This is a genomic window from Nocardiopsis sp. NPDC058789 (genome assembly GCF_042745575.1).
In the GTDB taxonomy this organism is placed as follows: domain Bacteria; phylum Actinomycetota; class Actinomycetes; order Streptosporangiales; family Streptosporangiaceae; genus Nocardiopsis; species Nocardiopsis eucommiae.
This window is the reverse complement of record NZ_JBHYOW010000004.1, coordinates 379943-393882: the sequence shown is the minus strand read 5'-3', so window position 1 is coordinate 393882 and position 13940 is coordinate 379943. Positions and strand designations below refer to the sequence as shown.

Sequence of the window (13940 nt, the reverse complement as noted above, 5' to 3'; positions counted from 1 at the left end):
CTAGTTCTCGCCTTCGGTCAGCTTGGTGTACTCCTCGGCGGAGAGCAGGTTCGCGGGCTGCTCGGAGAAGCGCACCCTGAACAGCCAGCCACCCTCGAAGGGCTCGGAGTTGATGGTCTCGGGGGCGTCCTCGAGCGCCTCGTTGACCTCCACGACCTCTCCGGTGACGGGGGAGTAGATGTCGCTGACGGACTTGGTGGACTCCACCTCGCCCGCGGTCTCGCCGGCGGTGACCTCGTCACCGACCGCCGGGGTCTCGACGAAGACGATGTCACCCAGCGACTCGGCGGCGAAGGCCGTGATCCCGACGGTGGCGACCCCGTCCCTGACCGCGATCCACTCGTGTTTGGCGGTGTAACCCAGCTCCGTGGGAACGCTCACTTCAACTCTCCTTGGAGGTGTTCCATTTGTCTGCCGTGCGCCCGTACGGCGACCCGGCCCGGCCTACGCCTGGCCACGCCCCGACCGTGCCGGTCCCTCGTGGGGATCCGGCCGCGCGGGGCGTGCAGGTTCTCGGGTCCGCCGGTGGCGGCCCCGCTTCCTACGACTGCCGCTGGTAGAACGGCAGCTCGACCACGTCGACGTCCTCGCCCCGTCCGCGCACGTCCACGGTGAACGCGCCGGTCGAGGTGTCGAGGTCGCCGTCCACGTAGGCCATGGCGATGGGGCGGCCCAGGGTGGGGGAGGGGGCGCCACTGGTGGTGACTCCGATGACGGTGCCGTCGCGCAGGACGTCCTGGCCCTTGCGGAGCGGACGGCGGCCGCGCGAGGCGAGGCCGATCAGACGCCGACCACGGGCGGTGCGCGAGGCCTCCTCCAGCGCGGCGCGGCCCACGAAGTCGCCCGGCTTGTCGAGCTTGACCACGCGGCCCAGTCCGGCGTCGAAGGGGGTGAGGTCGGCCGAGAGCTCCTGGCCGTAGAGCGGCATCCCGGCCTCCATACGGAGGGTGTCGCGGGAGGAGAGACCGGCCGGGACCAACCCGTGCGGGGCGCCCTCGGCCATGAGCGCCGCCCACACCTCGGGGGCGCGGTCGGCGGGCCGGACGAAGATCTCGAACCCGTCCTCGCCGGTGTAGCCGGTGCGGGCGAGCAGGACCGGTACCCCGGCCACGGTGTGCTCGTACCCCGCGTAGTAGCGGATGTCGTCCAGGTCGGCGTCGGTGAGCGGGGCGAGGATCTCCACCGCGCGCGGGCCCTGGATCGCGATGAGCGAGTAGTCGGCGGACTCGTCCGCGACCTCGACGTCGAAGCCGGAGGCGCGCTCGGCCAGGGCGGAGGCGACCACGGGCACGTTGGCCGCGTTGGCCACGACCAGGTACTCGTCCTCGCCGAGCCGGTACACGATGAGGTCGTCCAGGACCCCGCCGTCCTCGGCGGTGATCATGGTGTAGCGGGCGCGGCCGACCTTGACCTTGGACAGGAAGCCGACCAGGGCGTGGTCGAGGGCCTCGGCTGCCTGCGGGCCGGTCAGCCGGATCTCGCCCATGTGGGAGAGGTCGAACAGCCCCGCGGCCTCACGGACGGCGGTGTGCTCGGCGGTCTCGCTGCTGTAGCGGAGGGGCATCAGCCATCCGGCGAAGTCGACGAGCGTCGCCCCGGCCTCTTCGTGGATCTTGTGCAGCGCGGTGAGACGCGGCGCGGTCGCGGACTCTGACATGGGCACTCCCGAGAGGATGGGTGTCGTGCGTAAGGCGTTGCCATCCTCCCCCTCTGTCATGGGTGCCTGAGAGCTTCACCGCGCGCTCGGCGTGGTTTGCACCTTCGGCGAGGGAACGCGTCCCTGCTTTCCAGAGTGGTCTCGCCCGTACGGTCCGCTGTGCCTGAGAGGTTGTCTTCGGGGAGGGATTGCTCCTTCGGCGGCCCACGCTGGATACGCGGACACTCTCCCGTACGGGGTCAGCAACACACTCAGCCTAGCAGCGGAGAACTGGGGCGCCCAAGACTGCCCGGGCGGTTGTGGACGACCGCGCCACCCCGGCTCAGACAGGCCGGGACGACCTTCGCGACACGGTCCGCCGAGGTCACGAAGCGTGGTGTGTGACCACCGTGCATGCCCTAGCTTTGTGGGTGGACGTTCCTTCGGACAGCCCTGTGGAGGAGACGAGTGCGTACCGACACCGAACACGCTCCCGGGAGGCCGGGGCACGCCCCCGGCCGTTTCGCCCTCGGAGCGGCGGGTTGTGCCCTCACCCTGTTCGGCGGGGTCGCCTGCGCGGCGACCGACGACACGGAGCCCGCCCAGGGCACCGTCGGCAACCCCGTACAGCTGGGCGACGTGCAGACCGTGGAGCGTGAGGACCTGGAGGCGGTCTTCGCCGAGGCCGGGGTGAAGGGGACGTTCGTGCTCTTCGACGCCGGTGACCGGTCCGCCGTCGTCGTGAACCCGGACCAGGCGGACGAGCGCGCCGTGCCCGCGTCCACCTTCAAGCTGCCGAACACGCTGATCGCCCTCCAGACCGGCGAGGTGTCCGACGTGGACGAGGTGATCTCCCCGGAGTCCGGCGACGAGCTGAGCCTGCGTGAGGCCCTGCCCACCTCCGACGTCCCGGTGCACCAGGAGGTCGCGGACCGGATCGGGTACGACCGGATGTCCACCTGGGTGGACCGGTTCGACTACGGCAACCGGAACGTGGGCGAGGAAGGGGCTACGGACCGCTTCTGGCTGGAGGGCCCCCTGGAGATCTCCGCGCTGGAGCAGGCCACCTTCGTCGCGGAACTCGCCCGCGAGGAACTGCCCGTGGACGTCCAGCACCAGCGCGCGCTGCGCGACCTGCTCCTGGTCGAGGAGGGACCGCACCACCAGCTCTTCGGCCGGACCGGCCTGGGCGTCGACGTGGACCCGGTGCCCGGCTGGTGGGTGGGCTGGGTCGAGCAGGGCTCCGACCTGCACACCTTCGCGCTCCGTCTGGAGGTCGAGGACCAGGAGGACGCCGACCTGCGCGAGTCGCTGGGCCGTGAGCTCCTGGTCGCCCTGGACGTCCTCCCGGCCGCCTAGGAACGGCGAGGGGCTGCCCGGGGCCGCCGGGGGCGACATTGCTTCTCGGGTCCTTTCGGCCCGTGAGACGACCAGACGTCCCGAGGGGTCGGGGGGACGCCTCGACCGTTCTCGCGGGAGAGGGATCGTGGCGTGCGGCCGGGTCGGCGGAGGGCGCCGATCCGGGGGACAGGTGTCCCCGCTCTCCCGCCCCGAACCTACGGGTCGCCCGGGGACCGGAGCTGGACCGGGACGGACCGCACGAAGCGCTGGTCGGCGTCGGTCACCCCGCCCATGAACTTGAACGTGCGCAGCGTCATCCGACGGTCCGCGATGCGCAGTCCCGGCAGCTCCTCCAGCAACCTGCGCTCCACCCGGGTGAGGTCGGGGGCGTCGCGCAGCCACAGGATGAACAGCGTGTTCTCCGGACCCGCGATGGTCGTGCACAGACGCACCTCGGGGATGCGCTCCCCCAGATCGGGAACGGCGTCCAGCACGCTCGGGTCCACGGTGCCCCACAGGGTGGCGGCGCTCGGCCACCCCATGTGCGCTCGGGAGATGTCGCAGCGCAGCCCGAGGAGGCCGTCGCGCAGGAGCCGGTTGATCCGCCGTGCGGCGGTGGTGGGCGCGACGTCCAGCCGGTCCGCGATGGCCTGGTAGCCCAGCCGGGCGTCCCGGCACAGCAGGTCCACGATCTCCTGGTCGAGCTCGGTGACGCGTTCGTCGCCCACCGGGTCACGCAGGGTGGGGGCGAGGGCGCGCAGCCGACGCCGTTGCGCGGGCGACAGGGCGCGGACCTGCCACAGGTAGGCCTCCCGAGGGACCTCCGTGACGACGTGCACCCGGTAGGAGACCACGTCCGGGATGCCGCCCACCCAGTTGAGCAGGTAGTCCGCCAGACCCGAGCCGGGCACCACGGTGAGCATGAGCTGGTGGGACCCGGCCACGAACTGGATGCTCAGGGTGTCGCGGTCCTCGGCCAGCGCCGCCGCGACCCGTTCGACCGATCCGTTGCGGCAGCTCAGCTCCACGTAGCTGAGGTGCCGCCGTGCCATCACCCGGCGACGGGGGAACGCGGCTATACGGGCCAGACCCTCCTCCTCCAACCTCCTCCAGCGTCGGGCGAGCGTGGTGGGGTCCGCGTCCAGCACCGGTCCCAGCTCCGCCCAGGTGGCTCTGGGGGCGAGCTGGAGCGCGTTGATCAGGGTCAAGTCGAACTCGTTGGGCATGCTCGATTCCGGCAGGATCCACCTCCTCGATAGCGGTATCCGGCGATTTCCGCAGGCTACCGGAGCATCCACGTAGGTTTCCGCAAGATCAGAAGCGCGGCCCTGAGCTGCGAGTCCTCGGTTGGGTGCGCACCGTCGCGTCCGGGCGGCCGCGTCGCGGCGCCGGGACCGGGTGCGGGGAGAAAGGTGGCGTCGATGACCTCGGCTGTCAGGACCCTCGTGGTCCGCAACGGAACCGTGATCGACGGGACCGGAGAGGGCCCCCGCCACGACTGGGCGCTGGTCCTGCGTGACGGACGGATCGACTGGATCGGCCCCGCCGACCAGGCGCCGCACGTCGGCGAACCCCACGAGGAGGTCGACGCGGCCGGGGGCACGATCCTGCCCGGCTTCGTCGACACCCACGTGCACATGACCATGTCCGGCGACGGCATGAACCCCGCCGACCTGATCGACCAGCCCCCGCACTACGGCTACTTCACCGCCATCCCGCGCCTGCGGGCCACCCTCGACGCGGGGGTCACCAGCGTCCGCGACCTGGCCGGACTCGACCAGGCCGTGGTCCGCGCGGTCGAGGAGGGCATCGTCGCCGGGCCGCGCGTCACGACCGCCTACCGGGCGCTCGGCCCCACCGGCGGCCACGGCGACTTCCGCACGTGCTGCGGCTTCGACTACGGCACGGTCCTGGGCCCGGGCGGGGCCGTCTCGATCAACACCGACGGCCCCGCCGAGGCCCTGCGCGCCACCCGCGAGGTGATGCGCAAGGGTGCCGGGGTCATCAAGGTGATGGCCAGCGGCGGTGTGTGGAGCCCCCAGGACACCCCCTGGCACGACGGCCTCAACGTCGAGGAGATGTCCGCGATCGTGCGCGAGGCCGCCAGCCACGACATCCCCGTGGCCGCGCACGCGCAGAGCGCCCGCAGTATCCGCAACGCCCTCACCGCCGGGGTCACCAGTGTGGAGCACGGCTACGAGATCGACGAGCTCGGCATCGAACTCATGCTGGAGAACGGCGCCTACCTGGTGCCCACCCTGTCCACCGCCACCACCCCGCCCGACCCCGCGAAGTCGGCCGACTACGCGGTCGCCAAGAAGCTCAGGCTCCAGGAACACCTCGGCGAGAACATCACCGCCGCCGTCCGGGCCGGGGTCCGCGTGGCCCTCGGCACGGACTCGGGTATCTGCCCGCACGGCCGCAACCTGCGCGAACTCGCCCTTCTGGTGGAGCACGGCATGAGCCCCATGGGCGCCCTGCTCGCCGGTACCCGCGACGCCGCCGACCTCCTCGGCCTGAGCGAGGAGATCGGCACCCTCGAACCCGGCAAGCGCGCCGACGTCGTCGTCTGCTCCGGCGACCCCCTCGCGGACATCAGCCTGCCCGGTGACCCCGACAACGTCACCGTGGTCATCAAGGACGGCGCGGTCCACAAGGACACGACCGGCACGCGGCCGGGCACGGCGAACTGACCCCGGGACCCTCCCCGACCCCTTCATCCCAGAGGTGACCCATGAGCACCCCACGCTCCCAGCGGGGCGGCGCCGTCGAGACGCGCCCCGGCTTCCTCACCCGCTCCCTCGACGGCATCGAGCGCCTCGGCAACAGGATCCCCGACCCGTTCGTCCTCTTCCTGCTGCTCTTCGCGATCGTCGCCGTCGCGTCCTCCGTCCTGTCCGCGCTGGGCGCCACCTACGAGGTGCCCGGCAGCGAGGACGGCGCCCAGCGGGTCCAGGGCTTCTTCACCACTGAGGGACTCACCTGGCTCACCACCAACCTCGTCCCCAACTTCATCGGGTTCCCGCCCCTGGGCGTGGTGCTGACCATCCTCCTGGGCGTCGGCATCGCCCAGCGGACCGGGCTGCTCAACACCCTCGTCCGCCGGGCCTTCAGCGGGGCCCCGCAGTGGCTGCTGCCGTACGTGGCCGCCCTGGTCGCGGTCTCCGGCAGCATCATGAGCGACGCCGCGATGGTGGTCATCCCGCCGCTGGCCGCGATGGTCTTCAAGGCGGCCGGACGCCATCCCGTCGCCGGTCTGCTCGGCTCCTTCGCCGCCGCCATGGCCGCGTTCAGCTGCAGCCCCTTCATCACCAGCACCGACGCGCTGCTGTCCGGCATCACCAACACCGCCGCCGCGTCGGTCGAGGGCCTGGGCACCACCCACGTCAGCCCGATCTCCAACCACTTCCTCACCTTCACGATCGCGATCGTGCTCAGCGTCGTGGCCGGTCTCCTCATCGACCGCGTCCTCGAACCCGCCCTCGAACGGCGCGGGGTCAGCCGCGAGCAGACCGGCACGGAGGACGGGACCATCGCGAACGGGACCGCCGAGGAGCGCCCCGACCTCAAGATGGACGCCGAGCTCACCCCGAGCGAGCGCGGCGGGCTGCGCTGGGCCGGGGCCGCCCTGGTGCTCACGGTCGTCGCGGTCCTGCTGGTCACCCTTCCGCCGGGGGCACCCATGCGCAACGGGGACGGCACGTTCCTGCCCGAGTCCCCGCTGCTCAGCTCCGTGGTCTTCCTCGTCTTCCTGACCCTGGCCGTGCCCGGCGTGGCCTACGGCGTGGCCACTCGGGCGATCCGGGGCGGGGCCGACGTGGCGCGGATGATGGGGCACACCGTCAAGGAGATGTCCGGCTTCATCGTCCTGGCCTTCGTGATGGCGCAGTTCCTGGAGCTGTTCAACTGGACCGGCCTGTCCACGTGGATCGCGATCAAGGGCGCGGAGGCCCTGGAGTCCACCGGGTTCACCGGGTTCGGGGCCGTCCTCTGCTTCATCCTGCTGGCCTGGCTGATCAACTTCTTCATCATCTCCGGCTCCGCGCAGTGGGCCCTGTTCGCGGTGGTCTTCGTCCCGATGTTCGCCCTGCTCGGCTACGAGCCCGGGTTCGTCCAGGCGGCCTACCGGATCGGTGACTCCACCTCCAGCGTGCTCTCGCCGCTCAACCCGTACGTGATCATCGTCCTCGGCTTCCTCAAGTCCTACGAGCCCAGGGCGGGCATCGGCACCGTGATCGCGCGCTGCCTACCCTTCTCCCTGGTCTTCCTGGTCATGTGGGTCGCCGTCTTCGCCGTGTTCTTCTTCGGGGGCCTGCCGATCGGCCCCGGCATGTACCCGCAGCTGTAGTCCGCGGGCCCGGGACGGGCCCGCCCCCGCACGCACACCGACGCAAGGAGACCGCCATGACCCGTGCCAGGACCCTCTACCGGGACCTCACCCTCATCGACGGCACCGGGGCCGCGCCCGTCACCGACGCCGCCGTCGTGGTCGAGGACGGACTGATCGCCTACGCCGGACCCGCCGCCGACGCCCCCGCGCCCCGCCCCGGGGAGACCGTGGAACACCTGGGCGGCCGCACCCTGCTCCCCGGGTTCATCGACACCCACGTGCACTTCGGGTTCTCCGACGGTCGCGCGCTGGCCACCAACAACGCGTCCGTCTCCCGCAGCCTGCACGCCTTCGAGTCCGCCGAGCGGATGCGGATCACCCTGGAGGCGGGCGTCACCGGAGCCCGGGACCTCGGCGGAGCCGACGCCGGATTCCGTGTCGCGCAGGAACGCGGCCTGATCCGCGGACCGCGCCTGAGCATGGCGCTGCGCCTGATGAGCCACACCGGCGGGCACGCCGACTTCACACTGCCCTCCGGCGCCAACCCGCACGACTGCGAGCACACCGCCGCCGAGATCGCGGACTCCCCACAGGAGGTCCGGGTGGCCACCCGCAGGCTGGTCCGGGACGGTGCGGACGTCATCAAGGTGTGTGCCACCGGCGGGCTCTCCAGCCCCTCGGACGGGCCCACCGACGAGGGGATCACGGAGGAGGAGATCGCCGTGATCGTGGCCGAGACCGCCAGGCACGGCGGACGTCCGGTCGCGGCGCACGCCCAGGGCGCGGCGGGGATCAGGAACGCGGTGCGCGGCGGGGTCGCCAGCGTCGAGCACGGCTACCTGATCGACGACGAGGGCATCGACCTCATGCTGGAACGCGGCACCTTCCTCGTGCCGACCCTGACCACGTTCGACTTCGAGGACCGGGTCCACCTGATGACCCGGAAGGCGGTCGACACGAAGCGGGCGCTGGCGGAGGAGACCTACCGCAGGATCTCCCACGCGGTCAGCCGGGGGGTGCGGGTCGCGATGGGTACCGACGCGGGCATCTCCGAGCACGGCCGCAACCTGCGCGAACTCGCCCAGCTGGTGTCCGTGGGGCTGTCACCGATGGAGGCGATCCAGGCGGGTACGCGCAACGCCGCCGAACTCGTGGGCACCGCCGACCGGACCGGCACGGTCGAGGCCGGCAAGCTCGCCGACCTCGTGGTGTGCGAGGGCGACCCCCTCGCCGACGTCGCGCTGTTGGGCGACCGCTCCCGCGTGGTGCTGGTCGTCCAGGGCGGTGAGGTCGTCAAGGACACCCGGGGCTGACCCCCGGGTTCCCGTCCGGCCCGGGTCCCCCGACACGGTCGGGGAACCCGGGCCGACGTCAAGGGCCCGGCACGCCGTCCTCGTGCCGGGCCCCGCGTGCGCCGGGACTCAGGCGGCGTTCTTGCGGCGCTGGCGGACCGCCTCGGCCAGGTTCTCCAGCACGCCCTCCGTGGTCTCCCAGCTCATGCACTTGTCGGTGATGGACTGGCCGTAGGTGAGCTGGGACGGGTCACCCAGCTTCTGGGCGCCCTCCTCGATGAAGCTCTCCAGCATGACGCCGACGATGCCCCTCTGGCCCTCGGCCACCTGCGCGGCGATCTCCCGGGCCACACCCGCCTGGCGGATGTGGTCCTTGCCGCTGTTGGCGTGGCTGGCGTCGATCATCAGGCGACGCGGCAGCTTGGAGCCCTCCAGCACGTCCAGGGCCGAGGCGACCGACGCGGGGTCGTGGTTGGGGCCGCCACGTCCACCGCGCAGGATCACGTGGCAGTCCGGGTTGCCGTCGGTGACCACGACCGAACCGGCGCCGGCCGGGTCCACACCGAAGAACGTGTGGGAGGCGGCGGCCGCGCCCACGGCGTCCACCGCCACCTGCACGTCGCCGTCGGTGCCGTTCTTGAAGCCGACGGGGGTGCTCAGACCGCTGCTGAGCTGGCGGTGCACCTGGCTCTCGGTGGTGCGGGCGCCGATCGCGCCCCAGGAGACCACGTCGGCGATGTACTGCGGGGTGATCGGGTCGAGGAACTCGGTCCCGGCGGGCAGACCCAGGGCGTTGATGTCGATCAGGAGCTGACGCGCGGTGCGCAGGCCCCGGTGCACGTCGTAGGTGTCGTCCAGACCGGGGTCGTTGATCAGGCCCTTCCAGCCCACCGTGGTGCGCGGCTTCTCGAAGTACACGCGCATGACCACGCACAGCTCGCCGCTCACGGACGGCACGAGGTCGCGCAGGCGACGCGCGTAGTCGAGCGCCGACTCGGTGTCGTGCACCGAGCAGGGGCCGACGACCACGAGGAGGCGGTCGTCCCCGCCGTCCAGGACGCGCTTGACCTCGGCGCGCGAGCTCTCCACGAGGGCGGTGCTCTCCTCGCTCATGGGGAGCTCAGCGAGCAGGTCCTGGGGGGCGATGAGCGGTTTGTAGCTCGCCACCCGTGTGTCGTTGGTGCTCGTCATCGTTTCCCCTGGTCCCATCGCGTCGATCGCCTGGCGGCAGATGCCCGTGCCGCACCACGACCGTAGCGCGGTCCGACGGGGCTGACACGGTCGCGGTGGGAATTCGGCGGTGAATCCGGGGATGGGAAAGGCCACACCGGTGCCTTCCCGGGAAGGCGTCCCAACCCGCGAGACACAATGGCTCGTCCGCCATTTCCGCGGGGGCACCACCGGCCCCGCGTCGTCAGTCCTTCAGGCCCGGGAGGTCCTCCTCCCAGTACTCGTGCGGGTTGCGCACCCCGTCCGCGACCGTGCCGCGCTCGGCCTCGGCACGGCGCAGGCGGACCCGGCGGATCTTGCCCGATGAGGTCCTGGGCAGGTCGGTGAACTCCAGGCGGCGGACCCTCTTGTGGGGTGAGAGGCGCTCCCGGGCGTACTCGAGGATGGCGCGGGCGGTCAGGGCGTCGGCCGCCACACCCTCGGCCAGCGTCACGTACGCCTTGGCGACCGACAGCCGCAGCGGGTCCGGTGAGGGCACCACGGCGGCCTCGGCCACGTATTCGTGCTCGATCAGCACGCTTTCCAGCTCGAATGGTGAGATGCGGTAATCCGAGGCCTTGAACACGTCGTCGGTTCGGCCGATATAGGTAAGGGAACCGAGTGAATCCCGCGTGGCGATGTCACCGGTGCGGTACAGTCCGCGCCGCGTCACGTCCCGCGTGGAGCCGGAGGCGTCGGCGTAGCCGCGCATCACCCCCACGGGGCGGTCGGCCAGGTCCACGCAGATCTCGCCCGTGTCCGAGGGCTCCTCCGTCTCCGTGTCGAGCAGGACGACGTCGTAGCCGGGCATGGGGCGCCCCATGGATCCCGGGACCACCTCCTGGCCGGGCCCGTTGCCGACCAGCAGGGTGGTCTCGGTCTGCCCGAAACCGTCGCGCACCGTGAGTCCCCACGCCTGGCGCACGTACTCCACGATCTGCGGGTTGAGCGGTTCCCCCGCCGCCACCACCTCCCGCAGCGGCACCTTCCAGGCCCCCAGGTCGGCCTGGACCAGCATCCGCCACACCGTGGGGGGCGCGCACATCGTGTGCGCGCCGCACCGTACCGCCGCGTCCAGCAGGGTCGCCGGGTCGAACCGCTCCTGGTTGACCACCAGCACCGTCGCCTCGGCGTTCCACGGCGCGAACACGCTGCTGTAGGCGTGCTTGGCCCAGCCGGGGGCGGACACGTTCAGGTGCACGTCGCCGGGCCGTACCCCCAGCCAGTACATGGTGGACAGGTGCCCCACCGGGTAGGAGCTCTGGGTGTGGGTGACCAGCTTGGGGCGGGCCGTGGTGCCGGACGTGAAGTACAGCAGCAGGGGGTCGTCCGGTTCGGTGGGGTGGGGCTGGGTGAAGTCCAACCCCGAGTGCTCCGAGTCCGGGTAGCTGAGCCACCCGTCCATGTAGCCCACGCAGATCCGGGTCCAGTGGCCGCGCAGGAGCTCGAAACGCTCGGTGTGCTCGGGCGAGCAGATCACGTGCGCGACCTCGCCCCGGTCCAGCCGGTCCACCAGGTCGGCGTCGGACAGGTTGGTGGCGGTCGGCGTGACCACCGCGCCCAGCTTGACGGCGGCGAGCAGGGTCTCCCACAGCTCCACCTGGTTGCCGAGCATGAGCATGATCCGGTCGCCGGGGTGCACCCCCTGGCCGATCAGCCAGTTCGCCACCTGGTTGGAGCGCTCGGACATCTGGCGGTACGTGTGGTGCGTCTCGGTGCCGTCCGCCTCCACCAGCCACAGCGCGGTGCGGTCGGGGCGGGTGGCGGCCACGTGGTCGAAGTGGTCCAGCGCCCAGTTGAACCGTTCCGGCCGGGGCCACGTGAACTCCCGGTGGGCCGTCTCCTGGTCCTCCCGGTGCTGTAGGAGCAGGTCCCGCGCGGCGCGGAACTCCCGTGCCCCCTCGGACATCTCGTGCGACATCGAAGGCCTCCGGTTCGGGGGCGGCACGCGGAGCGCGCCGCTCACGGGCTCCCGGCCACCGGACGGGTGGCCAGACGAGGTGTGCCCCGGTTCTACCCGGAACCGGACATCCCGACCCATCGGTCGCGTCGGTCCCGGTACTGATCGGGAGCCCCGGGGCGCGGAATCCGGGATGTCCGTCCAGCACCGGCCCCTCTAGGATGGTCTGCCATGGAGGAACTGCACGGACACCACGCCATCTGGCGCTTCGACGAGGAGACGGTGCGGATCGGTTTCGGTACCGGTCGTAAGGTCCCCGCCCTGTTCAAGGCGTTGGGCCACTGCTCCGTGCCGCTGAGCGCCGTACACGACGTGGAGTTCGACCCGGGTGACCGCAAGCAGGGCTGGCGGCTCCGGCTGCGCCTGGTGGAGGGAGCCGACCCCTACGCTCCGCTGGAGACCGGCGGCAGCGGCGGGGCCTCCACGCCCCTGGTCCTGACCGGCCCGCACGAACGCGAGCTGGTCGCGGAGTACTGCGCCGACCGCATCACCGAGTCGGCCCGCTACGCCCGGGAGGCCCGCTCCTCCCCGATCGATCTCGCCCAGGTCGCCAGGGCCCTGGTGGCGGGGCTGCCCTATCAGGCGCGCACCGGAGAGGGCTCGGCGTCCTTCGACGGCGAACGGGTGCGGCTGGTGTGGGACGGCTGGATGGCCAGCACCGCCAAGGGCCAGGAGAAGTCGCGCGAGTTCGCCGTCTCCGAGATCGACTCCCTCCAGTGGTTCCCCCAGCGCGACTTCGACGAGGGCTTCCTCCGGGTGGTGCTGCGCGGGGTGACCATGCCCGAGGCCTCCGGTCTGGAGAACGACTTCTTCACGCTGGCCTCCCACGGCCTCAAGGGCAGCGAGGAGAGCCTGTTGATGGCCGCCACCGTCAACACCCACATCGCCCTGGCCGGTGAGGAGGACGCCGACGAACCGTCGGGGGGCGCCCCCGAACTGGCGGCGGCGCCCCCGGCCGAGGGCAGCGACGAGATCTTCGCGAAGATCCGCGAGCTCGGCAGCCTCCACGCCGAGGGGCTGCTGACCGACAGCGAGTTCAGCAGCAAGAAGGCCGAGCTCCTCGACCGGCTCTGACTCCCAGCCACCACCACGAAAGGGCCACCCTGTGCGCACCCTGTACCCGCCCATCGAGCCGTACGACTCGGGCATGCTCGACGTCGGTGACGGACACCGCGTCTACTGGGAGCTGTGCGGAAACCCGGCGGGCAAGCCGGTGGTGTTCCTGCACGGCGGCCCGGGCGGCGGATGCACCCCCGACCACCGACGGCTCTTCGACCCGGAGAAGTACCGGATCCTCCTGTTCGACCAGCGCAACTGCGGACGGTCCACCCCGCACGCCAGCCGCATGGACGCCGACCTGGCCACCAACACCACGTGGGCGTTGGTCGAGGACATCGAGCGCCTGCGCGAGATGATCGGTGTGGAGGCCTGGCAGGTCTTCGGCGGCTCCTGGGGCAGCTGTCTGGCGCTCGCCTACGCGCAGAAGCACCCCGACCGCGTCACCGAGCTGATCGTGCGCGGCATCTTCACCCTGCGGGACCAGGAACTGCGCTGGTTCTACCAGGAGGGCGCCTCGAACCTCTTCCCGGACCTGTGGGAGTCCTACCTGGAGCCCATCCCGGAGGAGGAGCGGGACGACCTGATCAGCGCCTACGCGCGCCGACTGGAGTCCCCGGACCGGGAGGTGCGCCTGGCGGCGGCCCGCGCGTGGAGCGTGTGGGAGGGCTCGACGATCACGCTGCGTCCCAACCCGGTGCTGCGCGAACACCACGCGGACGAGGACTACGCCCTGGCCTTCGCCCGGATCGAGAACCACTACTTCCACAACAAGGGGTTCTTCACCCCCGAGCAGCTCATCGAGGGCGCCGAGAGCATCCGGCACATCCCCGGCGTGATCATCCAGGGGCGCTACGACGTGTGCACCCCGGTGCGCACCGCCTATGACCTGCACCGTGCCTGGCCGGAGGCGGACTTCCACATCGTCGACGACGCGGGGCACGCCTTCAGCGAGCCCGGCATCCTCGACCTCCTCATCGAGGCCACCGACCGCTTCGCCGAGTAGCGGACGGGGTCGCGCCCGCCCGGGCGCGACCCCTCGGCGGCGGTTCGGCACTGTTGGTGCCGTCGGGCGTGACGGCGGTCGCGCCCGGTGGGTTCGTGGTTAGGGTGTTG

11 protein-coding genes and 1 riboswitch are annotated in these 13940 nt (G+C 71.4%); of the genes, 6 read left to right on the top strand and 5 right to left on the bottom strand.

Translation table 11 applies throughout. From position 1 onward, the window contains the following. Nucleotides 1–381, bottom strand: coding sequence for a glycine cleavage system protein GcvH (gene gcvH / locus ACFW3L_RS07710; protein WP_378737535.1), 381 nt, complete (start codon nucleotides 379–381; stop codon nucleotides 1–3). Between the two features lie 160 nt (nucleotides 382–541). Beyond that, nucleotides 542–1657 (bottom strand): glycine cleavage system aminomethyltransferase GcvT, encoded by a 1116-nt coding sequence (gene gcvT / locus ACFW3L_RS07705; protein WP_378737533.1) that lies wholly within the window; start codon nucleotides 1655–1657, stop codon nucleotides 542–544. Nucleotides 1658–1797: 140 nt separating this feature from the next. Continuing rightward, nucleotides 1798–1899: riboswitch (glycine riboswitch) on the bottom strand. A 205-nt stretch (nucleotides 1900–2104) separates the two neighbouring features. Here gcvT and ACFW3L_RS07700 point away from each other — a divergent pair. Continuing rightward, on the top strand, nucleotides 2105–2995 hold the full coding sequence (locus ACFW3L_RS07700; protein ID WP_378737531.1) for a penicillin-binding transpeptidase domain-containing protein: 891 nt from the start codon (nucleotides 2105–2107) through the stop codon (nucleotides 2993–2995). Nucleotides 2996–3192: 197 nt separating this feature from the next. On the opposite strand, the gene ACFW3L_RS07695 is transcribed toward ACFW3L_RS07700, so the two are convergent. After that, complete coding sequence (locus tag ACFW3L_RS07695) at nucleotides 3193–4203, bottom strand: Lrp/AsnC family transcriptional regulator (protein ID WP_378737529.1); 1011 nt, start codon at nucleotides 4201–4203, stop codon at nucleotides 3193–3195. Nucleotides 4204–4398: 195 nt separating this feature from the next. Here ACFW3L_RS07695 and ACFW3L_RS07690 point away from each other — a divergent pair, with 195 nt between their 5' ends. The 3 genes from ACFW3L_RS07690 to ACFW3L_RS07680 are packed head-to-tail and all read left to right on the top strand — an operon-like array spanning nucleotide 4399 to nucleotide 8620. Then, nucleotides 4399–5670: an amidohydrolase family protein gene (locus ACFW3L_RS07690; RefSeq protein WP_378737527.1), complete on the top strand. Its 1272-nt coding sequence runs from the start codon at nucleotides 4399–4401 to the stop codon at nucleotides 5668–5670. Nucleotides 5671–5711: 41 nt separating this feature from the next. Then, entirely contained in the window at nucleotides 5712–7325 is a 1614-nt protein-coding gene (locus ACFW3L_RS07685) for an AbgT family transporter (protein WP_378737525.1), read from the top strand. A gap of 56 nt (nucleotides 7326–7381) precedes the next feature. After that, the gene (locus ACFW3L_RS07680; RefSeq protein WP_378737523.1) at nucleotides 7382–8620 is read left to right on the top strand and encodes an amidohydrolase family protein; all 1239 of its coding nucleotides are present in this window, start codon (nucleotides 7382–7384) and stop codon (nucleotides 8618–8620) included. A 108-nt stretch (nucleotides 8621–8728) separates the two neighbouring features. Here ACFW3L_RS07680 and ACFW3L_RS07675 read toward each other — a convergent pair whose 3' ends face one another. Next, nucleotides 8729–9790 (bottom strand): 3-deoxy-7-phosphoheptulonate synthase, encoded by a 1062-nt coding sequence (locus ACFW3L_RS07675; RefSeq protein ID WP_378737521.1) that lies wholly within the window; start codon nucleotides 9788–9790, stop codon nucleotides 8729–8731. Nucleotides 9791–10013: 223 nt separating this feature from the next. Further along, nucleotides 10014–11729 carry an AMP-binding protein gene (locus ACFW3L_RS07670; RefSeq protein ID WP_378737519.1) on the bottom strand — a complete coding sequence of 572 codons (1716 nt, stop codon included), beginning with the start codon at nucleotides 11727–11729 and terminating at the stop codon, nucleotides 10014–10016. A 210-nt stretch (nucleotides 11730–11939) separates the two neighbouring features. On the opposite strand from ACFW3L_RS07670, the gene ACFW3L_RS07665 reads away from it, so the two are divergent. Both ACFW3L_RS07665 and pip read left to right on the top strand, forming a co-directional pair. Further along, complete coding sequence (locus ACFW3L_RS07665) at nucleotides 11940–12842, top strand: DUF4429 domain-containing protein (RefSeq protein ID WP_378737517.1); 903 nt, start codon at nucleotides 11940–11942, stop codon at nucleotides 12840–12842. Nucleotides 12843–12873: 31 nt separating this feature from the next. Beyond that, nucleotides 12874–13830: a prolyl aminopeptidase gene (pip, locus tag ACFW3L_RS07660; RefSeq protein ID WP_378737515.1), complete on the top strand. Its 957-nt coding sequence runs from the start codon at nucleotides 12874–12876 to the stop codon at nucleotides 13828–13830. Nucleotides 13831–13940 lie beyond the last annotated feature (110 nt).

What these genes read in the sequence shown, in the direction of transcription:
- ACFW3L_RS07675 (WP_378737521.1), bottom strand. Translation starts at nt 9,790, where the DNA reads ATGACGAGCACCAACGACACACGGGTGGCGAGCTACAAACCGCTCATC.
- ACFW3L_RS07695 (WP_378737529.1), bottom strand. Translation starts at nt 4,203, where the DNA reads ATGCCCAACGAGTTCGACTTGACCCTGATCAACGCGCTCCAGCTCGCC.
- ACFW3L_RS07685 (WP_378737525.1), top strand. Translation starts at nt 5,712, where the DNA reads ATGAGCACCCCACGCTCCCAGCGGGGCGGCGCCGTCGAGACGCGCCCC.
- ACFW3L_RS07670 (WP_378737519.1), bottom strand. Translation starts at nt 11,729, where the DNA reads ATGTCGCACGAGATGTCCGAGGGGGCACGGGAGTTCCGCGCCGCGCGG.
- ACFW3L_RS07680 (WP_378737523.1), top strand. Translation starts at nt 7,382, where the DNA reads ATGACCCGTGCCAGGACCCTCTACCGGGACCTCACCCTCATCGACGGC.
- ACFW3L_RS07665 (WP_378737517.1), top strand. Translation starts at nt 11,940, where the DNA reads ATGGAGGAACTGCACGGACACCACGCCATCTGGCGCTTCGACGAGGAG.
- gcvT (WP_378737533.1), bottom strand. Translation starts at nt 1,657, where the DNA reads ATGTCAGAGTCCGCGACCGCGCCGCGTCTCACCGCGCTGCACAAGATC.
- ACFW3L_RS07690 (WP_378737527.1), top strand. Translation starts at nt 4,399, where the DNA reads ATGACCTCGGCTGTCAGGACCCTCGTGGTCCGCAACGGAACCGTGATC.